The 24,852-nt window shown below is 44.4% G+C and carries 27 protein-coding genes and 1 other RNA gene; 6 read left to right on the forward strand and 22 right to left on the reverse strand.

Annotation, left to right across the window (positions count from 1 at the left end; translation table 11 throughout):
- Window positions 1–119: 119 nt before the first annotated feature.
- Window positions 120–686, reverse strand: a complete 567-nt coding sequence (locus ACFQPF_RS03185) for a cysteine hydrolase family protein (protein ID WP_379746414.1) — start codon at window positions 684–686, stop codon at window positions 120–122.
- Between the two features lie 15 nt (window positions 687–701).
- Window positions 702–1,382, reverse strand: coding sequence for an MgtC/SapB family protein (locus ACFQPF_RS03190; RefSeq protein WP_379746417.1), 681 nt, complete (start codon window positions 1,380–1,382; stop codon window positions 702–704).
- Between the two features lie 205 nt (window positions 1,383–1,587).
- Between ACFQPF_RS03190 and ACFQPF_RS03195 the strand changes: the two genes are divergently transcribed.
- Together ACFQPF_RS03195 and ACFQPF_RS03200 are read left to right on the forward strand one after the other, a co-directional pair.
- Entirely contained in the window at window positions 1,588–1,917 is a 330-nt protein-coding gene (locus tag ACFQPF_RS03195; RefSeq protein ID WP_379746420.1) for a DUF485 domain-containing protein, read from the forward strand.
- Window positions 1,917–3,461, forward strand: coding sequence for a solute symporter family protein (locus ACFQPF_RS03200; RefSeq protein ID WP_379746423.1), 1,545 nt, complete (start codon window positions 1,917–1,919; stop codon window positions 3,459–3,461). The genes ACFQPF_RS03195 and ACFQPF_RS03200 overlap by 1 nt, the downstream gene beginning before the upstream one ends.
- Before the next feature lie 206 nt (window positions 3,462–3,667).
- Here ACFQPF_RS03200 and ACFQPF_RS03205 read toward each other — a convergent pair whose 3' ends face one another.
- The 5 genes from ACFQPF_RS03205 to ACFQPF_RS03225 form a co-directional block, all read right to left on the reverse strand.
- Entirely contained in the window at window positions 3,668–4,342 is a 675-nt protein-coding gene (locus ACFQPF_RS03205; RefSeq protein ID WP_379746426.1) for a hypothetical protein, read from the reverse strand.
- 283 nt (window positions 4,343–4,625) lie between these two features.
- Window positions 4,626–6,044, reverse strand: coding sequence for an amino acid permease (locus ACFQPF_RS03210; protein ID WP_379746429.1), 1,419 nt, complete (start codon window positions 6,042–6,044; stop codon window positions 4,626–4,628).
- Window positions 6,045–6,369: 325 nt separating this feature from the next.
- Window positions 6,370–7,227 carry a CvfB family protein gene (locus tag ACFQPF_RS03215; protein ID WP_379746432.1) on the reverse strand — a complete coding sequence of 286 codons (858 nt, stop codon included), beginning with the start codon at window positions 7,225–7,227 and terminating at the stop codon, window positions 6,370–6,372.
- Window positions 7,228–7,266: 39 nt separating this feature from the next.
- A complete protein-coding gene (locus ACFQPF_RS03220; RefSeq protein WP_379746435.1) occupies window positions 7,267–7,428 on the reverse strand; it encodes a YycC family protein in 162 nt (53 codons plus the stop codon).
- A gap of 15 nt (window positions 7,429–7,443) precedes the next feature.
- The gene (locus tag ACFQPF_RS03225) at window positions 7,444–9,132 is read right to left on the reverse strand and encodes a formate--tetrahydrofolate ligase (RefSeq protein WP_379746438.1); all 1,689 of its coding nucleotides are present in this window, start codon (window positions 9,130–9,132) and stop codon (window positions 7,444–7,446) included.
- A 160-nt stretch (window positions 9,133–9,292) separates the two neighbouring features.
- Between ACFQPF_RS03225 and ACFQPF_RS03230 the strand changes: the two genes are divergently transcribed.
- Window positions 9,293–9,616, forward strand: a complete 324-nt coding sequence (locus ACFQPF_RS03230) for a 2Fe-2S iron-sulfur cluster-binding protein (protein WP_379746441.1) — start codon at window positions 9,293–9,295, stop codon at window positions 9,614–9,616.
- 71 nt (window positions 9,617–9,687) lie between these two features.
- Here the strand turns inward: ACFQPF_RS03230 and ACFQPF_RS03235 are convergent, their stop codons facing one another.
- The 3 genes from ACFQPF_RS03235 to ACFQPF_RS03245 form a co-directional block, all read right to left on the reverse strand.
- Window positions 9,688–10,329 (reverse strand): HD domain-containing protein, encoded by a 642-nt coding sequence (locus ACFQPF_RS03235; protein ID WP_379746444.1) that lies wholly within the window; start codon window positions 10,327–10,329, stop codon window positions 9,688–9,690.
- A 10-nt stretch (window positions 10,330–10,339) separates the two neighbouring features.
- Window positions 10,340–10,621 carry a DUF6123 family protein gene (locus tag ACFQPF_RS03240; RefSeq protein WP_379746447.1) on the reverse strand — a complete coding sequence of 94 codons (282 nt, stop codon included), beginning with the start codon at window positions 10,619–10,621 and terminating at the stop codon, window positions 10,340–10,342.
- Between the two features lie 61 nt (window positions 10,622–10,682).
- Window positions 10,683–11,345 carry a reverse transcriptase-like protein gene (locus ACFQPF_RS03245; protein ID WP_379746450.1) on the reverse strand — a complete coding sequence of 221 codons (663 nt, stop codon included), beginning with the start codon at window positions 11,343–11,345 and terminating at the stop codon, window positions 10,683–10,685.
- A 76-nt stretch (window positions 11,346–11,421) separates the two neighbouring features.
- On the opposite strand from ACFQPF_RS03245, the gene ACFQPF_RS03250 reads away from it, so the two are divergent.
- Entirely contained in the window at window positions 11,422–11,823 is a 402-nt protein-coding gene (locus ACFQPF_RS03250) for a reverse transcriptase-like protein (protein ID WP_379746453.1), read from the forward strand.
- Window positions 11,823–12,740, forward strand: a complete 918-nt coding sequence (locus ACFQPF_RS03255; RefSeq protein ID WP_379746456.1) for a DMT family transporter — start codon at window positions 11,823–11,825, stop codon at window positions 12,738–12,740. Before ACFQPF_RS03250 ends, ACFQPF_RS03255 begins: the two co-directional genes overlap by 1 nt.
- On the opposite strand, the gene ACFQPF_RS03260 is transcribed toward ACFQPF_RS03255, so the two are convergent.
- The 3 genes from ACFQPF_RS03260 to ACFQPF_RS03270 all read right to left on the reverse strand — a co-directional run bounded on the left by ACFQPF_RS03260 (window position 12,737) and on the right by ACFQPF_RS03270 (window position 14,131).
- Window positions 12,737–13,618 carry a 5'-3' exonuclease gene (locus ACFQPF_RS03260; RefSeq protein WP_379746459.1) on the reverse strand — a complete coding sequence of 294 codons (882 nt, stop codon included), beginning with the start codon at window positions 13,616–13,618 and terminating at the stop codon, window positions 12,737–12,739. The two genes, ACFQPF_RS03255 and ACFQPF_RS03260, sit on opposite strands and share 4 nt — an antisense overlap.
- A 161-nt stretch (window positions 13,619–13,779) precedes the next feature.
- Window positions 13,780–13,963: non-coding RNA, 6S RNA (gene ssrS, locus ACFQPF_RS03265), on the reverse strand.
- 30 nt (window positions 13,964–13,993) lie between these two features.
- Window positions 13,994–14,131, reverse strand: a complete 138-nt coding sequence (locus ACFQPF_RS03270; protein WP_379746462.1) for a hypothetical protein — start codon at window positions 14,129–14,131, stop codon at window positions 13,994–13,996.
- A 117-nt stretch (window positions 14,132–14,248) separates the two neighbouring features.
- Here ACFQPF_RS03270 and ACFQPF_RS03275 point away from each other — a divergent pair, with 117 nt between their 5' ends.
- Complete coding sequence (locus ACFQPF_RS03275) at window positions 14,249–14,500, forward strand: DNA alkylation repair protein (protein WP_379746464.1); 252 nt, start codon at window positions 14,249–14,251, stop codon at window positions 14,498–14,500.
- A 72-nt stretch (window positions 14,501–14,572) separates the two neighbouring features.
- Here ACFQPF_RS03275 and ACFQPF_RS03280 read toward each other — a convergent pair whose 3' ends face one another.
- From ACFQPF_RS03280 to ablB, 9 genes are all read right to left on the reverse strand, one after another.
- A complete protein-coding gene (locus ACFQPF_RS03280; protein ID WP_379746467.1) occupies window positions 14,573–16,006 on the reverse strand; it encodes a hypothetical protein in 1,434 nt (477 codons plus the stop codon).
- A gap of 95 nt (window positions 16,007–16,101) precedes the next feature.
- Window positions 16,102–17,367 carry a peptidase gene (locus ACFQPF_RS03285; RefSeq protein WP_379746470.1) on the reverse strand — a complete coding sequence of 422 codons (1,266 nt, stop codon included), beginning with the start codon at window positions 17,365–17,367 and terminating at the stop codon, window positions 16,102–16,104.
- 21 nt (window positions 17,368–17,388) lie between these two features.
- On the reverse strand, window positions 17,389–18,051 hold the full coding sequence (locus tag ACFQPF_RS03290) for a 3-oxoacid CoA-transferase subunit B (RefSeq protein WP_379746473.1): 663 nt from the start codon (window positions 18,049–18,051) through the stop codon (window positions 17,389–17,391).
- Window positions 17,994–18,725: a CoA transferase subunit A gene (locus ACFQPF_RS03295; RefSeq protein WP_379746476.1), complete on the reverse strand. Its 732-nt coding sequence runs from the start codon at window positions 18,723–18,725 to the stop codon at window positions 17,994–17,996. The genes ACFQPF_RS03290 and ACFQPF_RS03295 overlap by 58 nt, the downstream gene beginning before the upstream one ends.
- A gap of 29 nt (window positions 18,726–18,754) precedes the next feature.
- Window positions 18,755–20,107 (reverse strand): aspartate aminotransferase family protein, encoded by a 1,353-nt coding sequence (locus tag ACFQPF_RS03300; protein WP_379746479.1) that lies wholly within the window; start codon window positions 20,105–20,107, stop codon window positions 18,755–18,757.
- 66 nt (window positions 20,108–20,173) lie between these two features.
- Window positions 20,174–20,446, reverse strand: coding sequence for a YokU family protein (locus ACFQPF_RS03305; RefSeq protein WP_379746482.1), 273 nt, complete (start codon window positions 20,444–20,446; stop codon window positions 20,174–20,176).
- The gene (gene kamA / locus ACFQPF_RS03310; protein WP_379746485.1) at window positions 20,443–21,879 is read right to left on the reverse strand and encodes a lysine 2,3-aminomutase; all 1,437 of its coding nucleotides are present in this window, start codon (window positions 21,877–21,879) and stop codon (window positions 20,443–20,445) included. Before kamA ends, ACFQPF_RS03305 begins: the two co-directional genes overlap by 4 nt.
- 293 nt (window positions 21,880–22,172) lie before the next feature.
- Entirely contained in the window at window positions 22,173–23,579 is a 1,407-nt protein-coding gene (locus tag ACFQPF_RS03315) for a sigma-54 interaction domain-containing protein (protein ID WP_379746488.1), read from the reverse strand.
- A 53-nt stretch (window positions 23,580–23,632) separates the two neighbouring features.
- Window positions 23,633–24,496, reverse strand: a complete 864-nt coding sequence (ablB, locus tag ACFQPF_RS03320; RefSeq protein ID WP_379746491.1) for a putative beta-lysine N-acetyltransferase — start codon at window positions 24,494–24,496, stop codon at window positions 23,633–23,635.
- Window positions 24,497–24,852 lie beyond the last annotated feature (356 nt).

The raw sequence follows: 24,852 nt of genomic DNA on the forward strand, positions 1-24,852 counted from the left end.
AGGCAATCTGCCTCATGAAAAAGAGCATGGATATCATCACCATGCTCTTTTTTTCTTTCTTATTTCTTCTTATGTTGTGTTTTTGGCTGTGAAAAGCGATTCAAGACAAACGTTTTTATTTATGCACGTTCTTTTATGGCTGTTACCAATCTCACTCCAAGTGACTGCTGAAAATGAGACAATGCCCAGTCATGTCCTTGTTCATTGAAGCTTTGAACAGCATCTTCGTAAACATGAAGCTGAAATCCTTTATTGTAAGCATCCACTGCCGTATGCAGAACACAAATGTCCGTGCAGACTCCAGCTAAGTAAACGTCTGTGATTCCTCGCTCCCTCAGTTTGATTTCAAGATCAGTGCCAGCGAAGGCACTGTACCGGGTTTTGTCCATCCAGTATACATGCTTCTCATGACGGTTTCCTTCATATAAAGCATGCACGCTGCCGTAAAGATCTCTTCCTTTCGTCCCTCTAATATTGTGAGGGGGAAAGAGACGATTTTCAGGATGATAGTGGTCTGTTTCGTCATGTACATCAACAGCAAAGACAGTAAAGTCGCCACGTTCCATGAATGTTTGAGCTGCTGAAGAAACGGCACGCTCTATTGACTGACCAGGTGCTCCGCAAGTAAGCCTTCCATCATCTGCGATAAAATCATTCGTATAGTCTATAACAATCAATGCTTTCATTTCGGAATCCCTCCGTTAATTTAATGTTTCGATCTCGACTGTCTGAATGCCTTCAATTCTTTTAATGTCATAATACAAATCCGTTGTGTACCTCTTTTCATAGATGGCAGCTGCAAGCTCCATTTTTCGTAATCCTGAATCTAAATCCTTTATCCTGACGTTCGTGATGCGCACGTTCTGATCGTTCACTTTTTTAATGAGTGCAGTCATATCTGCTTCTTCCATCACAACAAGCTTTAACCGGATGTCAACGTTTCTCAATGCTCTCGGCCCGATCCATTTCATGATAAGAGGGATAAGCTCGACAGAGATCAATATCAGCAATCCACCGGCAGCTGCTTCAATATAAAATCCTGCACCTGCCGCAATCCCCAGTCCAGATGCTCCCCAAATCATCGCGGCAGTCGTCAAGCCCGAAATCACATCGTTGCTGCGGCGAAGAATGACGCCTGCACCAAGAAACCCGATGCCGCTGACAATTTGAGCAGCAAGACGCATAGGGTCCATCATCGTCCGGTCTGTCATCTCAGAGAACCTTTCTGCCGATTCAATGGATACAATAGTCAGCAGACAGCTGCTGATGGAGATCACAAGACTTGTCTTAAGTCCGACTGGCTTGTTCTTTAGTTCTCTTTCTATGCCGATAATCAGGCCTAAAAAAGCGGAAATTCCTAGCTTCACTAGTACAAGGCTCAATTTTTAAACACCTCTCTCTAAGCTGACATACCATCTTCTTATCTTTATTATACTAAACTATGTCTCCGCTTTCCTCTTAAGTCTTCTGTTGTCAGTCTGTACCTTTTTTTATATACTATAATTAGTGAAAATTCAGAATTTTTACTAATTAAAAAGGAAAGGAGGAGCTTACCCCTCGATTTTACTCATAAAAGGAGGATGGATCATGCAAAGTTCCAAAACTAATGAACTAGCCAAGGAATACACTTCTATTGCAACTTCACCAGCATTTAAAGATCTGATGAGAAAAAAAAGAAACTTTATTCTGCCTAGTACGATATTTTTCTTTCTGTTTTACTTTGCTCTTCCGATTATGACCGCCTATACAACGATACTCAATGAAAAGGCAATCGGCGACATTACTTGGGCATGGCTGTTTGCTTTCTCTCAGTTTGTCATGACGTGGTCATTATGTGTCATTTATTCAAAACGAGCAGCTAAGTTTGATGAAATGACCTCAAAAATAAGCAGCCAAACACAAAAGGAGGCAAGCTGATGAACGGCACGGCATTTAGCTTATTTCTGGGAATCGTCCTGCTAACCCTCGTGATTACATATTTTGCTTCAAAGAAAACAAAAACGACCAGCGATTTTTATACAGCTGACGGCGGGCTGACAGGGTGGCAGAACGGTCTGGCCATCGCAGGAGATTATATGTCAGCCGCTTCATTTTTAGGCATAGCAGGTACGATTGCCCTCGCAGGATTTGACGGATTCTTTTACAGCATCGGGTTTCTCGTCGCTTATCTCGTTGTTCTCTATCTTGTAGCGGAGCCGCTTCGAAATCTCGGTAAGTATACGATGGCTGATATGATCGCCGCACGTTTTAATGATAAAAAGATTCGTGGTGTCGCTGCTCTTAACACCATTTCCATCTCCATCTTCTATATGATTGCACAGCTAGTTGGTGCAGGTGCCCTTATCAAACTTTTGCTTGGAATCGATTATGTTTACAGCGTACTCATTGTCGGGATATTAATGACGGTATATGTCGTGTTTGGCGGCATGACCGCAACGAGCTGGGTACAGATCGTGAAAGCAGTCCTTTTAATGGGTGGTACATTCATCATTTCTTTGATGGTTTTTGCAAAGTTTGGCTTCAGCTTTACCGCCATGTTCGAGCAAGTGAAAACAGCAACTCCGCTAGGCGAGGCTTTCTTAAATCCCGGAAATAAATTTAAGGATCCTCTGGATACGATCTCATTGAATCTGGCATTAGTATTGGGGACAGCAGGGCTTCCTCATATCCTTATTCGTTTCTTCACGGTTAAGGATGCACCAACCGCAAGGCAATCTGTCGTATACGCCACGTGGCTGATTGGAGCATTCTACATTATGACCATCTTTCTTGGTTTCGGAGCGGCAGCATTTGTCGGAAATGATGACATCATAGCAGCGAATGCAGCAGGAAACATGGCTGCGCCTCTACTCGCACAGACACTTGGCGGCGACTTCCTGTTTGCTTTTGTTTCAGCCGTAGCATTTGCGACCATCCTCGCTGTTGTAGCCGGTCTGGTCTTATCGGCGGCTTCAGCGTTCGCTCATGACTTTTACAGCCATATTTTGAGAAAAGGAAAAGCGACAGAAAAAGAACAAATGAATGCCGCCAAATGGGCTTCCGTAGGCGTTGCGATTCTTTCGATCCTTCTCGCGCTGTTCGCACAAAAACTGAACGTTGCCTTCCTTGTCGCGCTGGCATTCGCCGTGGCAGCAAGCGCAAACCTTCCGATCATTTTGCTGACCATCTTTTGGAAGCGCTTTAATACGGCGGGCGCCGTTACAGGTATGCTGACCGGTCTTATAAGCTCCCTGCTGCTAGTCGCCATTTCTCCTAGTGTATGGAACCCGGTCGAGGGTGCAGCTATCTTAACTGGGGAAGCTATCTTCCCGCTCGCTAATCCTGGCATCGTTTCTATCCCTCTCGGATTCCTAGGGGCGATAATCGGCACCTACGTATTTGGAGGTCGATCTGACACTCAAAAGTTTGATGAAATTCTTGTAAAAGCAAATACAGGAATTGATTTAGAAAAGGGAGCTTAACTTGCATTAAACAGTTGCCTTACCATTTTAAACGCAAGCCTTTTTGCAGCGGAAATCACACTCTAATTGGATATGAAAATGAAATAGAAAACGACCAGATGTTTGTCTGGTCGTTTTCTTATACTTTCTAGAGGGAGTATATCTCTCAGTCAAAAAGTTTACGAACAAAGAAAAAGGTTATTTAGGGCTGGTTTCATGCGTCTTTATCATGTTCTAAACTCTTCTAATCCTTTCGTGATCGTACTCATCGTTTTCATTTTAAACTCATCTGGGACAGAAACACCGGCAGGGTTAGAATAATAAAAACCATTCCTTGATTTATCATAGCTGAAACCGAGCTGCTTCAATTCGTCTTGAAGAAGATCGGGCAGCTCGCTATGCCCGGTTATTTCTTTAAAATATGTAGTAGGCCGGATTTCAACATCCACATCCCCTTTGCCTGTGAAGACTGCCGCTAAGTCACGGCCGGTGCGTGAAATCCATTGCCCTTTGGAAAATAAGGAGATGCGAGCTGTTTCTAATGTTGCGATCCCTTCTACATTCATCCCAAAGATCATATTGATGGCCCTTAGTGCATCTTTTGCGGAGCATTCTTCCTGCTGAATCAAATATAAGTCGAGCACCTCTGCTTTTTCCAGGGCCATGATATATTCGGCACTGCTGTCTCGTCCGTCCATAAGAAGAGCTTTTTGAACACAATTCATGACTTCAGCAGGATAGGATGCGGCTTTTTTCCCCTCCCCCGAAGAAGAGATCCGATATATATCAATACTTAACACTTCTTGCAGTATTCCTGCGACGTGTTGGCCATTTACCACATCCAGGGAATTCAAGTAATCATGAATGATTTGCACCTTATCTCTGCATTCGGTCTTTTGCATAAATTCCTCCATTAACCATTTATGTATACAATTACATTATGAACAAAGCCTGTTTATGTTTCAACCGCAAGAAACTCTTTAAGTAAACATGGCTGACACCAAGACTTTAGATCAAATTTAGTTGCTCTTAACCTTCATTCCTACATTTTTTAAGTGCATCGAATTTCTACTCTGTTTAAAAAGTTAAATTCTTTAAATACAAAAAAAGGATGACCCGTTCAGTCACCCTGGTCATCCTTTTGATAGAGTCGCGGTTTAGCCTTTTTACTTACTTGCTTACTTGTTATTGGCTTTGTTTTTTATGCAGAAACCTTCTTCTAACGAGTGGATACAACACAATACCGGATGCTAAGAGTGCGATGCCAAGCATGAACGTTTTCAGATCGGCTGTTCCTGCTTTGATCACCCAAAGAGAATAGACTGCGGCAATACCTGCAATCACGCCGTCCATTCTGCGGGCACGAGACTGATTTTCATACGTCTCTCCTGTGATAACGAGCTTAAGCTGATAAAATGCTCCCATAATATAAGGAACAAGAAACGCCAAGGTAGCAATAAAGATGATAAAATCAAATGCTTCTGCCATGGATTGAGATACAACGGAAAAAATAAAGAGCTGTGTGCACAAGTTCGTAACAATCAGCGAAAAAACAGGAGCTCCGTTTTTATTCTCTTTTAGAAACTGAGGCAAAAACATGTTTTGTTTAGCTGCTTGATAAGGAACCTCAGCAGAAAGAAGCACCCAGCCAATGGTCGCACCAAGCAAAGAAATAATCCCCAAAACAGCCATCATATAGCTTCCTGATGAACCGACAACGGCAGAAAGAGCGTCGACCAGAGGCTTTTGTGACTGGACAAGCTGCTCTTTAGGCAGCGTTCCCATCACGAGTATAGTAATAAGGATATATAGAGCTAGAGCGATAAAAAGGCCTAGAATAGTTGCTCGTTTTACATCAGCCTGCTTTTTGGCTCTCGTCGAGAAAACGACTGCTGATTCTACTCCGACAAATGCCCACAATGTCGCGATCGCGGCATTGTTTACTTGTCCGAGCAAACCAATGCTTCCTCCCTCGTCATCAGGAATGGATTCGGCGAACGGAACAATATTCGCAGCTTCAAATGCGAATAAACAGACAACGATAAATAAAAAGAATCCAGCCACCTTAGCAGCTGTCGCAACAAAATTGATGCTACCAGCTCCTTCCACTCCTCTTAAAATCATAAAGTGAATAGCCCATAAAAGGAAGCTGCACACCGCAAATGTGACAAGTCCACCTGCTGTTACGGTCTGTGACATGAAGGTGAAAAGCTTTTTTTCACTCGTCATAGATGGGAAAAATGTGGAAAGATAGCTGGCCAGTGTGGTAATGATCGCCACGTTTCCAGCCCAGTTCGCTACCCAATAACCCCAACTGACAAGGTAACCTCCTAGTAATGCACCCTCACTGCTTTCTTTAAACAGTGCTTTTGCATAATTCTGCGGCCCGCCATTCAATGAAGGCTTGCGAATTGATAAGTTTCCGAACACGAGAGCGGTCATAAGCACGCCGAATCCTGTAATCAGCCAAGCGGATAGTACACCAGCAGGACTAGCTGCTTCTGCGAGAGACCGCGGAAGCATGAAAATACCGGATCCTACCATGTTGCCAACAACGAGTGCGGTTAATACCCATAATCCTAATCGTTTATTATTCAATCTCATTTCCTCCTATATACATAACAACCTGTTCAATAGTTTTCCCTTTTTCGACAAAAAGTAACGAATATTGCACAACGGGTTCTATCGTACACTAACAGGATAAAGGATTCAAGGTTTTTTATGAATTGAGATGTATAATTATTAAACGATGCTTTGTGAAGGCATCCGTACTGAGAAAGGAAATAAAAGCAAACTTTGCAAAACAGCCTGAGGTGTTCTTACACGGTGTTCGTTAACTTTTTGCATCGTGAGTAATCATCTTGAAAAAAGTTTTATTTTCCTCTTAAAATGTAAAAAAGAACTCGAGATTCTCGAGTCCTTAGCTTCTTTATATTTTTAAAAAAGTCTTTCCATCTTCTTGAACAATTTTGTTTTCTTTAAGCAGCTTGCCCATCGCTCGTTTAAACGCTGCTTTACTGATTTGAAACGTTTCTTCTATCTCTGACGGTGCTGATTTATCGGTGAGTGCCATCTGTCCTTTGTTTTTTCGCAAATAGTGCAGGATTGCTTCCGCGTCTTCTGAGTACGCTTCCTCTTTGCGTGGCTTCATCGACATGTTGATTCTTCCGTCTTCTCTCACGAAGGACACACGAGCTGAAACTTTTTCACCGAGCCTCAGCTTTCGTGTCATCTCATCCCGGTGGATAAATCCGATGAATTGGTTATCTGTAAAAAGGAGTACGCCTGACTCATTCTGTTTATACACATATCCTTCGAGCACTTGATTATGCTGCTCGGGACCTGCTGCTTCTGCTTGTTCTACCATCTCTTCTTCAGTGGCCAGATCGGCAAACAAACGTCCCTTTTTGTCCAGTTTTAATCCGGAGTATATCTTATCTCCTACTGCGGGCCAAAGTTCCCAATCGTGAGGCAGGTCGTCTTTAGAAAGAAGAACATCCTTCTTAATTCCCATGTTTAAGAAGACACCATATTTCTTGTTCTGTCCTGCTACATCCAGCCAGGCAAGTGTATCGAGCCTGACTTTCGGCTTTGTTTCTGTTGCGGCAAGCCTGCCTTCATGGTCCTGATACAAGAATACTTCAACGGCTTCATTTTCATCGTGCACTTTGGACGCTTCTGATTTGTGAAGCATCACTTCTTCCGTTCCATCGGTTAAAAAGTAGCCAAAATCAGCTTTTCTTGCGATTTTCAGCGTAAGGGCAGTTCCTGGAGTTAATTTGTTCATTTCATTTCCTTTCTTGTTTAACCACTATCAATTCTGCGATTATTCGTTCTTATCTTCTCTTGTATTATTGTCTGTTTCATTCAATTCCATCATTTTTTTGATCAGAATGTGCTGAGGCATGTGCATCAGCTGCTCTAGCGGAACATTCAGCGCTTTTGCAAGCTTGACTGCCGTTTCTGCTGACAACTGCAATGGCTTCATCTATAAGACCTCCTCTTAAAATAATCCTGCCGCTTTACCGTCATCCGTAACATCCATATCCATCGCGGCTGGACGTTTCGGCAGCCCTGGCATCGTCATTACATCACCTGTAAGTGCTACGATAAATCCTGCTCCGATCGAAGCCTTAAGTTCACGTATCGCTATTGTGAACTTTTCGGGGCGTCCCAGCTTTTTAGGGTCATCTGAAAGAGAGTACTGCGTTTTCGCCATGCACACAGGCAGCATGCCCCAGCCTAGTGAAGTGAACTGACTGAGCTGCTTGAGGGCTTTAGGAGAAAACTGTACGTCATCTGCACCATAGACGTTCTGACAGATCGTCCGAATCTTATCCTCCAGTGGAAGGTTTAGTTCATATAATGGTTTGTACGTGTTATCAGCTGTTTCCATCACATGTAAAACAGTACGCGCAAGTTCTTCGCCCCCGCTGCCGCCGTTTAGCCAAACGTTCGCTTCTGCTGCCTTCACACCGTTTTCACTGCACCATTGTAATATAAAATCGACTTCCTGCTGGTCATCATTTACAAAACGGTTAATGGCAACAACTGCAGGCACACCAAACTGCTTTAACGTATGCAGATGCTTTTCTAGGTTCGGCATTCCTTTTTTCAACGCGTCCATGTTCACATCAGCGAGCTGGTCTTTTGCCAGACCTCCGTGCATTTTTAACGCCCTGACTGTTGCCACGACTACCACAGCACTCGGTTTGATCGAGCCATATCTCGCTTTAATATTCAAGAACTTTTCCGCCCCAAGATCAGCACCGAAACCAGACTCTGTCACGACAATTTCACCTAGTTTTGACGCAAGCTTTGTTGCAATTATGCTGTTGCAGCCATGCGCGATGTTAGCAAAAGGACCTCCGTGAATGATGGCTGGCGTGTTCTCAAGCGTTTGAACGAGGTTTGGCATGAGGGCGTCTTTTAATAGAAGTGTCAGTGCTCCTTCTGCACCAAGATCACCCGCTGTGACTGGCCGGTCACTGTAATCATACGCAATGACCATCTTCGCAAGCCTATTTTTTAAATCTTTTACACTTGTAGATAAACAAAAGATCGCCATTATTTCAGAAGCAACGGTGATATCGAAACCATCTTCTCGCGGCACTCCTTGGAGCGGTCCGCCCAGTCCAACAACAATCTGCCGCAGTGCACGGTCATTCATATCGAGCACCCGTTTCCATACAACCTTGCGAGGATCTATATGTAATGTGTTTCCTTGGTGTATATGATTATCGATCAATGCAGCCAAAGCGTTGTTTGCGGTTGTAATCGCATGAATATCACCGGTAAAGTGAAGGTTGATTTCCTCCATCGGCATGACTTGTGAATAGCCGCCGCCTGCTGCCCCGCCCTTTATACCCATGCTCGGGCCGAGCGAAGGTTCACGCAGAGCCACAACCGCCTGCTTTCCGATCCGGTTGAACGCTTGTCCAAGACCTACCGTAACCGTCGATTTACCTTCACCTGCAGGTGTGGGATTAATGGACGTGACGAGAACGACACGGCCTTCCTGCTTCGTTTCAAGCTTTTGAAACAGATTAAGAGAGAGTTTGGCTTTATAGCGGCCATAAGGCTCCCAATCCTCTTCATCTATTCCGAGCAGCCCAGCAATATGGCTGATCGGCAGCATCGCTGCTTCTTGAGCAATTTCAATATCGGACTTATAGGACGTCTTCTTTGGCATTCACGTAAGCCTCCTTGAAGGGATTAGTTCAGTCTGCTTTATTGTAACAAATAATGATGCCTGACTGCGACTCTTAGTTTGTATACCGAAATAATCTATTAATCTTTACGAAGAAAGCGTATAATAGTGGTTGGAAACATAAGGAAAGGAATGAGCGGAAATGGCGAAGATTAGTGTACAAGGATATGGCGAATTTGAAATTGAAAATGGCAGGAAGCTTGTAAATGCACTTGAGGACAATGGTGTAGACATGCTCCACCGCTGCGGAGGCAAGGCAAAATGCACGACGTGCCGAGTGGAGGTGCTGTCGGGCAATTTGGGACCGATTAATGAAATGGAAGCGAATATCATTGAAACAAAAGGCCTTGCTGATGGCGTCCGCCTCTCTTGCCAGGTGTGCGTAAGCGGTGATGCGACTGTTAAACCAGTCATGACTGTCACACTATCTGGTCTTGATGCTGGTCCTCGGCCAGAAGAAGCTTAAAAAGTCTGGGGCACATCTCCGTTGTGAGATGTGCCCCAGACTTTTTCTTTTACCGTGAAGGAAATCTTGTTTTATTTCTTTCCATCCCACTCTAGCCTAAACTGTTCAAGAAACACTTCCATAAAGCGATGGCGCTCTTCCGCAAGTTTTCTAGCATACTCCGTGTTGATGCGATCTTTTAATTTAAGCAATTTCTCATAAAAATGATTGACCGCTGTGCTCTTCCCATTTCGGTATTCTTCTTTTGTCATATGGTCCCGGACCGGAATCTCAGGATCAAACATGAGCTGTCCTTTAGCTCCTGAGTAAGCGAATGTGCGCCCGATTCCAATGGCGCCTATAGCATCGAGCCTGTCTGCATCCTGCACGACTTTCCCTTCAAGAGAGAGCGTTTTCCGTTGAGTACCGCCTTTAAAAGACATGTTCTCAATGATTTCAAGAATCGTTTCTATGTTTTCCTTTTTCTCACCGATTGTCTCCAGCCATGTTCTCACTTTCAGTAATCCTGCTTCTTCACTTCCAGAGATTTTTTCATCAGCGATGTCATGAAGCAGTGCTGCCATCTCACATATATACAAATCGGCGTTCTCTTTTTTTCCAATTTCGAGTGCCAGCTGCCTTACCCGGTGAATGTGATACCAGTCATGGCCGCTGAAGTCATTTTTTAGTTCATTCCTGACATAGTGCTCGGTTTGGTTAATCCTATTGATCATGATTCATCCTTTATGCGTGCATTTTATTTTGATGTAGTCGTTCAAAATACATATAAGCTTCTTTCTTTGATACAACGTTTTCTTCTTTCAGCCGCTTAAGCAGCTCAATAAAATAGCTTGGGTCAAACCGAAACTGCGCTTTGAGCATAAACTCGATGGCGCACTCTACCTGGATATCGCTCGCGTCACAATAATGCTTTCCAAACAATAAGAATTGGACCTGTCCGTCTTCAAAACGAATACCTTTAGACGATAAATGATCAAGGTAATTTTCAATATTTGACGGTTTCAATGCTAATCACTTCCCCGTAATAAAGCGTTTACCTCCTTGATTGTACCAAGAGTTTCCTTTTTTAATCAATCAATTCTTTGACAGCCTTTATTATTTTCCCTTCTAAGCCTTTCAGCGCGAGGCTGTCTGCTTCTTTGTTTTCATTTCTTTGTACCCATGTATAAAACGGTTTAATAGAACAGCGCTTAAAGATCAGATCGATTTTATCTGCCCAATACTGGTGCTCTTTCTCGTAACACGGCCACTCACCGGACATCTGATGGATTACGGTCTTTGAATCTCCTTTAATGACAACATTCTCGTTTCTGACTCCCATCTGTTCGAGCTCATCCGCCAGCAGCCAGAGGGCAGCAAATTCACTTTCATTGCTCGTTCCTATCTCAGCCATAGAGGCATTTTTACGGATTCGATAGTGAATCCCATTTTGTTTAAAATAAATGAGTATGCCTTGGCCGCTCCTGCGGGCCGTCCCATTAAAACCGCCATCAAAGAATGCCGAAACGCTTTCCGGCTCAGTCTCTTTTTCTTTCAGCCATTTTTGAATCTCTTTCATGCTCCATGAAGTTTCATACTCATCCATAAATTCCATGCTGAATACTCGCCCTGTTTTTTCAAGGTCCAAACTAACAGCAAGCGCCGTTTTAACCGGCATGAAGCCGCTCAGAAAATCAACGGTAGCTGTCCCTTTAGCTGGTTTGTAAGTCCAAATAATTTTCAGTTCCACACCAAACACTCCATTTCATAGATGTGTTATTCTTTTACTATACTATGTCATTTGAACGCAGTGGAGGCAATAAATCATGATTGAAGTATATATTGATGGCGCGAGTGCCGGAGATCCTGGCAGATCAGGTGCTGGCATCTTTATCAAAACAGGAAAAGGGCCAGCGTTATCCTATAGTGTGCCGCTCGGAGTAATGTCTAATCATGAAGCAGAATACTCCAGCCTGCTTCATGCTCTAAAAATTTGCCATGATAAAGGCTATACGGTTGTTTCCTTCCGGACGGATTCTTTGGCTGTCGAGAAAGCTGTGGATAAACGGTTCGCCAAGGATAAAAGGTATGAACCACTCTTATCTGAAGCATTGGATTTGATCGACACTTTTGAACTGTTCTTTATTAAATGGATTCCCTCCAAACAGAACAAAACAGCGGATGAACTGGCGAGAAAGGCCATTCAGATGAACGCGGAGGGCCGTTGATGAACAAAGCAAGACTATTAGCTGATGTAAGTTTATTATCCGTTGCTGCCATTTGGGGTACGACATTTGTGATTGTCCAGCAAGCGATCTCATCATTAGAGCCGTACTCGTTTAACGCCGTACGGTTTTTTTTGGCCTTTTTATTTTTGTTCCTTTTTATAGTCTTCTTCAAGCGAAAGGTATTGCTTTCCCTTTCGAGTGACGTTGCATGGAAAGGAATAGCTCTCGGGTTCTTCCTTTATCTTGGATATGGTTTTCAAACCGTGGGACTTCTTTACACTACGTCGGCAAAAGCAGGTTTTATTACAGGATTAAGCGTTGTGCTCGTGCCGGTGCTTTCTTTTTGTTTCATGAAAAGCAAGCTTACTCTTCAGTCGATCATCAGTTCATGTATCGCTCTTATAGGACTTTATCTGCTCGCTTTAGGAAAAGAGACGGAGATAAACAAAGGAGATTTTTATGTTCTGCTTTGTGCGTTCTCCTTTGCCTTGCATATTGTATTTGTTGGAAAATTCACCAAAAAAGAAACGGCTTGGCTGATGACTCTGATTCAGCTGTTGATGGTAGCGTTTTGCAGTCTCGCTACTGCTCTAGTGCTCGAGGATTTTAGAAAAATGGCAAATTTCGACGTCCTTTTTTCTGCCGAAGTGCTCTCGGCTCTGCTAGTCACTGCGTTATTTGCAACTGCATTAGCTTTTCTTGCACAAACGTATTTTCAAGTGTACACAACCCCTGCCAGAGTGGCGCTCATTTTTGCAACAGAGCCTGTTTTCGCTGCGGTTACCGCTTATTTTTGGCTGCAAGAATCACTTAGCACCAAAGCACTGTTCGGCTGTTTGTTCATTCTAACAGGGATGATCGCAGCGGAACTCCCTCTCTTTAGCAGAAACAAAAAAACATCAGAGAAGGCTGCTTAGCCTACTCTGATGTTTATATCCAGCTCCATCAGCGCTGTCTTCATCCGTTCTTTATCCATCTCCCAGCGGCACATGTCCAGATCTAGGTCTAGCACATCCTGAACATCGGTAAATATCGTGCAAAGCTCCTTGCTCAGAACGGCCATCTCTCTGCCTGCATCCAATTTCTTTACATATCTTTTAAACGCTGGATCCAGTACTTCCATGTTCTCATAAATGGCCTCCACCGAACCATAAAGCTTGATAAGGGGCAATGCCGCCTTCTCGCCGACACCCGCCACACCAGGAATGTTATCACTCTTGTCGCCTAACAATGCTTTCACATCGATCCACTGAAGCGGTGTGATCCCAAACTCTTCTTGAAAATGAAATAGCGTGTATTTTACTTCTTCTTTTTTCGATGTGATCAGCTGGGATGTTTTCTCGCATAACAGCTGCAAAAGGTCACGGTCATTGCTGTAAATGATACACTCGCCGTCTTTTTCGTTCCGCCACTTGTTAACGAGTGTTCCGATGATGTCATCTGCTTCATAACGCGGAACGGAATATTGCGGGATACCGAGCTGCTCAAACAGCACGACAAGCGTCTCATACTGCTGGATGAGAGGATCCGGCAATTCTCCACGAGTCCCTTTGTAATCTGGAAACGTCTCACGCCTCAATGTTTCATCCCGTTTCACATCCCAAGCAACAGCCATGTGAGTCGGTTCATGCTGCCGAATGAGGGCGCCGAGCTTTTGGATGGTCGCACGCACAGCGTTGATAAACTGACCCTTAGAGTTGCGAGGAAGTTCATGCATTTCTTTCCCGTAAGCTGTTGCAAAATAACAGCGGCTCAACAGGTTAAAGCCGTCGATTAAAAGTACTTTTTCATTCATGTTTAACTATCCCCCGTATCACTATATAAACAAAACTAAGCTGACGCCAAGCCTTTCGCGTCAGCCTTAGCTGCAACTTATACTAAATGTAATTGAATTACCTATCGTGTAAAAAAAGCTTATTTTACACGATAGTAAAATAAGCTTTGTTTTTTAATAGAAGTAAGCCCGCTTTGCCGTAGCTTAGATTGTCTTTTAAACCTGTTCTCACAGGTGGGTATCCGCAGCTGTTTTACTGCCTTCCTCTACGCTTTTGAAGGCTTGGCAGCCTGACAGGCATGTAAGATTCCCGAATTACAATCAAAGGTTAAAGACAATGAAAAGCCACTAACATCGCAGGTTTTTATTATAACAAGGCTGCTTGTTCCTGTACAGTTATTTTGTTTTTTTGCCGTGATGCATCTTGTTTGTTTCTACCTCGGCATAAGACGCCATCTCATTCATTGTGTCATTCTTGCCTTTGGCATTATTGTTGGACTGAGCGTTCTGGTTGCCTTTTTTCTGCCTTCCCATCGTTTTCACCCCTTTTTTAGACGTTACCTTTAGGATGGCAGGATGATGGCACATTTATTTATCCATACATAAGTTTTCATTGTCCGGGCAGACTGGTTAAAAAAGGAGGTTTTTCCATTGTCACATCCTTATTTATGCCCTAACTGCAAAACAAACCGGACAAGATTTAACATATTGGAGCAGCAGCCCGTTTCTGTTAAACTAGATCCGGCTACTGGAGGCCTTGTGCATCAATATTCCGAAGAAGAACGTTTGGATCCGTTCCATCTTCCGTATAATGGTTCCTCTCGGCTTGTGCAGTGTGCAGCATGCGGTGTTACAGGCGAAGAAGAAATGTTTATCAAACGCGCACAGTCTAAACCGCTTTAATCCTTATGGGTCCGGTACATATTATCGCCGTTTCGCGCATTGACTCGTCCCGCTTTAACAAGTACCAGACCCCTACTTGCGTTTTGGGAATTCCAGCTGCATCCTCACTTCTTTTGGCAATTTTTCCGTGCCGACAATATGAGATAGCGTGATGGTCAGATCTTCTTCAGGTAATTCTTGTTTCTCATCGATGATAAAGGATATCCCGTACGTTCCGTTGCCTACCGGATACACTTCAAAGTTCTCCACTTTTTCACCTTTGCTGTTCTTGATACTGATAACATTCTTTAACATCCGTTCTTCATTAACAGTAAGTATAGGATCGCCTGATTCACTTTGACCGCCAACATTATCACGCATCACATGATAGCTCGTTACATCCATTTCTTCGTTCTTATGTGACAAATTGAAGGTTATCAGTTTCTGATCCGCACCGTCATAAAAGAATCCTTTTTTGTACACGGTAATTCCTGCTTTCGTGCCGACTAATTGGTTTTCATTTGTCATTTCGTTTTTTTTGTTGAAGGCTGCGATTTCGCTTGCCGTCACTTTCCATGTAAGGGATTCGTCTGTTCTAAAAAAAACACGGTCGAACGTAAGATTTTGTGATTGCTCGGTCGACGTCATGGCCTGTGCCATATCGTAAAAATGAAGGGGGATGTAAAGCCCTTTTTCATCCGGTCCTTGGACTTCGAATATTTCATCTTCAGGATGTTGTGAATTCTGTAATCCTCCGCCAAACCCGACAAGCTGTTTGACTGGCACACCGCTTAGCCTAAGGAACGGTTCATAATAGGTGATGTCCAATCGATCGGCATTTAGGTTGCCGCTTCCTGGAAACGTGATTTTTTCGTCTACCGGAGATGAACCGAGCACTTGCTGGCTATTGAATACGTTTAATTTTAACGTGATAGAGTCAAGCGTCCGTTCACCTTTTTTTGAAGACATGGTCAATCCATCAAGTTTTACTTTCTTTGCTTGTACGAGCTGTTCCCACTTTACTGCTTCAACATTGTTTATTTGAGGAGTAAGCAAGATGGAACGGTATAAACGATGCTTATACACGTATTCACTGGAGGAATGCTCTTCATTCAGCCAGCTGCTTATAAACTCCTCTTCTGTTCCGTCAGGTAGTATATATGTCATTTCTTTAACAGAGAGTTCAGGCACGTATCGTTCATTCTTGTCTGTTTTCTTAAGGTTTACACTGTACAATAGATAGAGAGATGTATCGACAAACCAATAGTTTTCAATTTTCACGTTTCGCCTATCACCTGGCAGCTGCAATGCTTCAGGCCCTTTTTGCAGCAGATTAAAATAATTCGCCAACAACACAGGTGGATATTGAAATGTTTCGCTGTTCTTGACCTCATCTAATGATTTCACTACAGAAAATTCCTCTTCGTTCACCTTCCAGACGGGCTCTGCAGATTTTTGATATTGCGTGTAACCCGTGAAGCCGCCGAGTAATAGTAAGCCTGCCATTGCTTTTTGCCAGTTCTTCATCTGTACTTTTCTCCCTTTTACCATATATACCCATGATAACATATTGCCGTGATCATCTTTACGAAAGTTAAAAAAAGAACCCGGCATGCGCCAGGTCAGTCCCCTTCAATCTCATCAACACCGCACCAGTCCAATATGGTTAACGCGATAATTTCTGCTGCTTCCATGATTTTTGCGATCTCAATATATTCATTATGATAATGCGCTAATCCTGTAACACCTGGGCCGAACACAACGGCTGGCGTGCTGCCGGCATTTGTGAGCAGCCCTCCGTCTGTGCCCCATGGTGAAGCTTCAATGACCGGTGCGGAGCTTGTCACCTCTTCAAATCGTTTCATGATCACTTTCGTCAAATCATGATCCGTTTTAATTGCGCCTGGAAGCCATTGTGCGCCAAACCATTCTACCGCTGGCTTATGTATCTTGAGCCAATCGTCATCGAGCTCATTCATCGCTGCTTCAAGTTCCTCTCTGACCATCTCCAACGATTCATTCGGTGCAACACCAATTCTACCCTCGATCACGACTATGTCCGGAACAGAAGATGGCCAGTTGCCCCCTGTTATTTTTCCGATATTGATTGGTACAGGTATGGGAACATTGCGATAGAGCGGATCTGTGATGCGGTCGTTCCGCTTTTTTTCAAGCTGCAGCAATGCATTGACGGCGACCATCGATTTTTCGATTGCACTGACACCCTCATACCGTGTGCCTCCGTGTGCTGACTTTCCTTTCACTGTGATTTTAAACCACATGGATCCTTGCTGAACAGGAAAGATCTTCATGTTCGTCGGTTCTGGTATGATGGCCGCATCGGCTGTGAACCCTTTCAGAATAGCAGACAGCGTTCCTGCTCCGCCGCTTTCCTCTTCTATGACACTATGAAAAACAACGTCGCCCTTCAGCTTGCAGCCTGTTTTCTTTAACGCTTGTATGGCCAGCAGCGAGGATAAGTTTCCGCCTTTCATGTCTGTCGCGCCTCGCCCGTATACCCTGCCATCTCTCACAGCACCGCTGAAGGGATCATCGTCCCAATCTTTTAAATCCCCGGCCGGAACAACATCTACATGCCCGTTCAGCACGATAGAACGTCCACCGCCAGTTCCTTTCCACACACCGATCACGTTCGGACTGCCAGTGAAGTCTGTCCTGCCAGCACAAAAATATGGATGGTTTATAAATTCTTCACCGCCCGGTTCATATGTCGTGACTTCTAGACCAATCATTTCAAGGCGATCCGCTACAAGTTTCTGAACACCTTTCTCCAGCCCTTGCTCGCTTCGTTCTTTAATCGTTTTAGAAAGCCAAGCAACCGCTTCATCCTTATGTTCAGCAAGATAGGCACTAATTTGTTTCTTCATGTTTTATCCCCGTCTTTCGGTTTAATAAAAGACTGATACCGTTTCCGGCAGTATGATTTCGGCTCCTGTTTCTGATATTACCTCTTCGACAGAATGCGGGTTCATGACTTCTAAAAGATGAAGCTGCCTGTTTTTTATCTCGAACACCGCTTTCTCCGTAATGATCATATGTGCTCCTTCTCTCACGGTTAAAGGAAGCGAACAGTCGGACACAATCTTGGGCTTGCCTTCTTTGTCACAATGGTTCATCAGCACGATAACCTTTTTCGCTTTTTGTGCCAAATCGATGGCTCCGCCCATCCCAGGCACCCGTTTTCCAGGCACGATCCAGTTGGCAATATCACCCTTACTGCTCGCTTCAAGCGCGCCTAATATCGTCACATCAAGCAGCCCTTTGCGGATGATTCCGAACGCTTGAGCGCTGTCAAAATACGACGCTCCTGCAATAATGGATACCGGGTACCCTCCTGCGTTAGACAGATTGCCGTCCTCCTCGCCAGGAAGCGGTGAACCACCCATCCCAAGAATGCCATTCTCCGTATGAAGCATCACACCGCTATCGATAGGGATATAATCCGCGACGAGTGTCGGGATGCCGATGCCAAGATTAACGACCATGTTTTCCTTTATTTCTTTGGCAGCGCGCCTGGCGATTTGGTGTCTTGTTTCAATTCCCAAACCCATTTCCAGTCCACCCCCCCGCTTTGCACGACATAATCCACATAAACACCAGGTGTGACGATACATTCAGGATCTAGACTTCCAAGCGGCAAAATCTCTTCCACCTCGGCAATCGTGATCGTTCCTGCCATCGCGACAAGCGGATTCGTGTTACGTGCCGTTTTATCATAGACAAGGTTACCGTACGGATCCGCTTTTTGTGCGTACACGATAGATACATCCGCTGTTAAAGCAGGTTCAATCATGTACTCTGTACCATTGATGAATGTCTTTTCCTTTCCTTCTTCAACGACTGTTCCAATGCCGACATCGGTAAGGATACCGCCAAGACCCATCCCGCCCGCTCGTATTTTTTCAGCAAGGGTACCTTGGGGAACGAATGTCACATTTAGCTCACCTGATTGCATTTGTACACCTGCTTCAGGGTTAGAGCCGATGTGGGAAGCCGTCAATTTAGAGACCCTTTTCTCTGTGATCAATTTACCAGGGCCGATCCATGGAAAGCCGGTATCATTGCTGATGAGTTCGATGTTCTTCACGCCTTTATCCAAAATCGCGTTTATGATAGAAGGCGGGGCTCCGACGCCGCCGAAACCGCCGACCATCAGCACCATACCATCAATAAAATGCTCCATAACCTGATCGATGGAGACATGCTTTGTTTTCGCTGTATTCATGGTTTCTCCTTTCATGTTCAATCGCCTTCTTAACAAATCAGCTTCCCTTCCTGCTCGAGCCTTTGAACCAGCTGTTCAAATGACCTTTCTAAAATAGCGAATAATTCATCGATCTGCGTTTCTGTAATCGTTAAAGGCGGGGCAATGATAACGGCATCGCCGCTGTATCCTGTCACGCCTGCCACAGCGGGATAAATGATCAGTCCATTTGCAAAACAGATCGTGATCAACGTTTCTGTCACTTTATCGTTTAATGGAAACGGTTCTTTTGTTCCATTGTCTTTAACAAGTTCAATCCCGCAAAGCAGCCCTTTGCCGCGTACATCTCCGGCTATCGGGAATCGTTCTTTTAACATCTCCAGCTTGCTTAATAAATAGCGGCCTTGTTTCTCAGCGTTTTCTATCAATTTGTTATTGTCCATATAATCCATTACTGCAAGACATACCGCTGCAGACAATGGGTTGGCACTGAAAGTATGACCGCTCATAATCACTTTAGTGCCGTTTTCGATCACGTTCATGATGCGATCTGATACGATGGTCGCAGCCATCGGGGTGTATCCTGCACTCATCCCTTTGCCGGTCGCGATCATATCAGGGACGATTCCCCAATGATTCACCGCGAACATTTTTCCGGTCCGGCCCATACCTGTCATTACTTCATCGGCAATAAAGAGGATGTCGTACCGCTCACAAATTTCTTTTATTCTCGGAAAATACTCATCAGGCGGTGTGATGGCCCCTCCTGATGCACCAATGACTGGTTCAGCGATGAAAGCGGCTATGTTCTCTGATCCGATCGACAGAATCGCTTCTTCCAGATCATCCGCACATTTCAACCCGCACGCCGGAAAGGAGAGCTTGAACGGACATTGATAGCAATATGGCGGTGCTACAGCTGGAAAATCTTCTAAAAGCGGTTCGAAACGCTGACGCCTTAAAGGATGCCCGGACATGGACAATGATCCGAGTGTGATGCCATGGTAGCTCGTTCTTCTGGACAATATCCGGATCTTCTCACGCCTACCCTGTTCCTGATAATATTGTATCGCCACTTTAAGTGCCGTTTCTGTTGCTTCAGAACCGCTGTTGACGAAAAACACGGAGTTTAAGTCTCCAGGCGCACTGTGGGCAAGTTTCTCAGCAAGCTTTTCAGCAGGTTCGCTCGTAAAATGAGAACGGTACACAAACGCCGCTTTTTCTGCCTGACGGAACATCGCATCGTTGATCTCGCTTACACCATGGCCGATGTTTGCCGTGACCGCTCCTGAAGATCCGTCAATGTAGCGTGTCCCGTCCATGCCATATAAGTAGATGCCTTTGCCGTAATCGATCATAGGATATATTTGACCGACTAGCGGTTTGATCAGATGTGTACTCAAGCCTTTCCCCCCTAAAAAAACAAGATGCAAACCGGAGAGAGCTAATAGAAGCCTCTCTCCCATTCACTACAATTTAAAATAATTCTTCTTCAGCAATCGAGGAACGGCCATTAAATCATCATACGTAACCGGGGAAGACAGCTTTTTTGTATCAATAAGCATAAGCTGGTCTTCTATTTTCTCGATCATCGTATCTTCTTGGTATTCTATTCCGCAATCTCGGCAAGAAACAGACGGTATTTCTTTTATCTCTACCGCTCTTGATCCATCTGGCAATTCCCAATAACCGGTTCTTCTCGCTTCCTGGGCATGATCACTTCCACACCAATGACACTTCATGAGTGATCACCCGGAATTTCTGCAGCAGCAGGTGATGATTCTCTTTCAAGCTGGGATTGTTCATGCTTGAATTTTCGTTCCTTCATCTCATCCCGCTTATCCCGTTTGTCTTTTAACGAGCTGTGCTCGGGGTTCACTTCGTAATTCTTTCTACGGTCAAGCCGATTCAAGCCCTCTGGCACGAGGTTGAATTTCTCATCCCTTATCAATGCGGTAACACCGATTGCAGGTGAATGATGGCCGGTTCCCATCACTTCCTCAAAATACTCATCCGCACGTCCCGGTACATAGTTCTTTGGTTCAGGATAACTCGTGATCACACCTTCGAAATTGCGCAGAACGACCTTATCAGGAGACTGTGAGATCAAGTAGTTTGGCTGAAGGGAAATTTTACCTCCTCCCCCTGGTGCATCGACAACAAATGTCGGCACCGCGTAGCCAGATGTATGTCCTCTCAAAGCTTCAATAATTTCGAGACCTTTGGAAACAGGAGCACGAAAATGACCGATACCTTCAGAAAGATCACATTGATAAATATAGTAAGGCCGTACTCTGATCTTCACGAGATCATGCATCAGTTTCTTCATGATCGGTGCGCTGTCGTTGATGCCTGCTAAAATAACAGATTGATTGCCGAGCGGAACACCCGCGTTTGCCAGCATATCGCAGGCGCGTTTCGATTCTTCCGTTATTTCAATCGATGTATTAAAATGCGTGTTCAGCCATACGGGATGATACTTCTTTAAAATATTGCAAAGGTTCTCGGTTATCCTCTGAGGGAAAACGACCGGTGCGCGCGTTCCGATGCGGATGATTTCTAGATGTGGAATGTCTCTTAAGTTTTTTAAAATATATTCTAAAATGTTGTCGTTGATCAGCAGCCCGTCTCCGCCTGAAATCAAGCAGTCCCGCACTTGCGGGGAACGGCGAATATAGTCGATCGCTGCATCAAGCTGCTTTTTCGGAACACCCATTCCGATCTGGCCCGAAAAACGGCGGCGCGTGCAATAACGGCAATACATTGAGCATTGGTTCGTCACAAGAAAAAGCACGCGGTCCGGATACCTGTGCGTCAATCCTGGTACGGGCGAATCTTCATCTTCATGAAGCGGATCTTCGAGATCATATTTTGTTTTCAAGATTTCTTTGCCGATCGGCACTGACTGCATCCGGATCGGACAACGGTGATCGTCCTGGTCCATGAGCCATGCATAATAAGGTGTAATATTTAGCGGAATCGTCATTGTTGAAATCTTGACGCCTTCCTCCTCCTCCTTTGTCAAGTTAACGACCTTGCGCAAATCTTTTAAATTCCTAACCGTGTTCGTCAGCTGCCATAACCAATCATTCCACTGCTCGTCGGTGACATCCTTCCAAATCTCATATTCTTTCCAATGTTTTTTTGGTTTGTAGAGCCCATTGATTACCGGCATGATTATTTCCCCCTAAAAAGTAGTCTGCCAAATATATTTGCAAGTTTCATGCCAAAAGGCAGAACATTCTAAATGTTTTAGTGTATGATATGCCGGAAGTGCCTATTATGGCATCCACTTAATAAAATGGAGAAGAATGAAAAATACGGCGGCAGCAGGATGAAGACGCGGCTTGCGCTATGCCCTTCTTGTCACACTTTTCTTGTACGTTTTCAGTGAGTCGATGATCGTCACAGATAAAAAGCTATACAATCTTAAAATAAAAAAATAACACTGCCGGATTTTGGGCAGTGCTACATTTGTTTCAATTTATATTGCAGCGTCTGGCGGGGGATATTCAATCGTTTGGCAGCCTGCTGAATGTTCCCTCCTGTAGCCTGAACCGCTTCTATAATGAGTTTCTTCTCATAAAGATGCACCGCTTCCTTTAAATCAGGCTGCGTTTGCTGCAGGCTGATTCCGCTGGTTTCTATTGGGTGGAACGGGAGCTGTTTTAACCTGCAAATATGAACAGGCAGATGCTGTGCATCAATCTGAGCGTAATCATCGACCATATTCATCGCATATTCTACTGCATGTCTCAACTCTCTAACATTTCCTTTCCAGTCATGACTCAGAAAACGCCCGCAAACTTCTTGGCTGAACCCTCTCGTTCTTTTGCAAAAGGTACCTTCAAATTCTGTGAGGAAAAGGTTTGCAAGCATCATGATGTCATCTGTCCTCCTCCTCAAAGGGGGAAGTTCAAAATAAATGACATTCAGCCTATAATATAAGTCGCTTCTAAGGGATTTGTTATTCAGACAATCTTCTGGCCTTTCGTTTAGTGCCGCAGCAACTCTTACATCGATTTTCTTACCTTTAACCCCCCCTACGCGAGTGACCACCCCATCCTGAAGAACTCGCAGCAATTTGGCCTGAACGTCCAGGGGCATCGAGTTAAGTTCGTCCAAAAAGAGTGTTCCCCCGTCAGCCAGTTCAAAAATACCCGGCCTGTCGATGCTACCTGTAAACCCGCCTTTGACCGTTCCGAACAAGATTCCCTCGAGCAGTGCTTGCGGGATGGCCGCACAGTTTTGTGCGATGAACGGCTTCTTACTTCTTGGAGAATGGTTATGGACGGCCTGTACGAGCATCTCCTTTCCCGTACCTGTTTCGCCATATATGAGGATGGGAGAAGATGTAGCACTCACCTTTTTTCCTGCAGCCATGATTTCTAGCATCCTCGTATCCTTCGTCACAATATGATCGAATGTAAAAGCAGCTTCTCCATGTTCATATTCATCCTTTTTATCCTTCAGATTTTTCGCCTGCAGGTCGATCAGCTTTTCTGAGAGCTTGCGTATTTTCGTATAATCCTTTGCTACTTCTACTGCTCCGATCAGCTTGCCATCTATCGTGACCGGGAGGGTGGAATTAATCGTGTTAATGTTAACGCCTTTACGGTTCGTGTACGTCTGTTCTTGGTTAATGATCGCTTTGCCTGTCTCAAGCACTTTTAGCAATGTGCTCGTTTCACTCGTTAATGAAGGAAAAGCATCAAGAACATGTTGATGCGCTACTTCATCTGGCGATAGTCCGTCAAGCCTTGCAGCAACATCATTATAGTAGATTGTGATGCCGTCAGAACCGACCGCATGTATCCCTTCATCGATTGCTGCAAGTACGGCTTTCAGCATCTCATTTGTTTCCAATGTATTCATGACGATTGCCCCTTTACTCAAACCGCCAAATTTTCGGCATCCGTGCCGAAAAATCAGCGTCTTTCTTCAGAAAGATCCTTGACCCACAGGTTCATATCTTCATAATCCTCAAATATGATGCAATTATTCGCGAGACGGCCAAAATAACGATACCCTCTTTGATGAAACACAGCGTTCATGCCAAACGACAAAGCACGTGCAAGGGAATAAGCGCAATAAATGCCCATCTTGCGCAATTCCTCTTCCAGCCGGTGTATTAAAATCTTCATCAAGCCAAATTTTCTGAATTCCTCTAAAGTTGCGCAATCAGTGATTTCTGCGTTATGGTATTTTACCAATGTTTCCGCAGAGGCAGCGCTTACAATTACTCCATCCTTTTCGGCACAATAAAAGATCGTACCTTCCTGCATCACTTTTTTTATATAGTCAGGGTCGTTCATCGGAGTTGGATACACTTTAAAGACAGCACCATAAAGATGAGCAAGCCGGCTAGCATCTCTTGTATCCGCTTTTCGGATGATACAGCCTTCTGGCAAAAAAGGGAGGGAGGCGGAACGCTCAAGCTTCATACAATGGTCAATCGTCTTATCTTCCTCTATCCAATAAGCACTGTCTTTTCGTTTCTTCGTGTAAAAACGTGATAAAAACAAACAATCACCGCCATTAAAATACCCTTTAAAATGCGCTTCAACAACAAAGCCATGCTGAAGAAAAAAAGAAGTATATTCTGGACGGCACTTTAAAATGACTTTAGCGAAAGAATGCTGCACCGCTTTCTCTTCAATGAAATCCCACAATGCAGACTGACTTCCACGGAAATCATCAACTCTCATTCGTTCATTAAAGTAATCCAGATACACGTCTGCGCTGAAATTTTCTGTTTGAACAATCTCGCTTTCAAAATATGTCTCTTTCATGAAGAATTCCCCCTTTTCCATAGTTGTTCCATAAACAGCTCGCAAATTCCTTCTGCTTATCATTTCTGGAAAGCCAGAGTATAACGATGAACGTTAGAAACACAGGAAAAAAAGGGAATGTTCGGATAAAAACAAATGGCACCGCATGAATAAAAGATGCAGTGCCCTTCGGAGGACACTGAAAAAGTCCTTTGAAAGCGGATGGGTGGATCTCCGCTCCAGGGTACTCGCTTTCCGCGGGGCGGGCGGTTAGCCCCTTCGTCGCACGCGCCATTGAAGGGTCTCACCTGTCCCACTCGTCCCGCAGGAGTCTCGCACCCTTCTGCTCCAATCCACCCATCTAAAGAATGCCTTTT

The organism is Fictibacillus iocasae (assembly GCF_042665465.1).
Classification (GTDB): Bacteria; Bacillota; Bacilli; order Bacillales; family Fictibacillaceae; genus Fictibacillus; species Fictibacillus iocasae.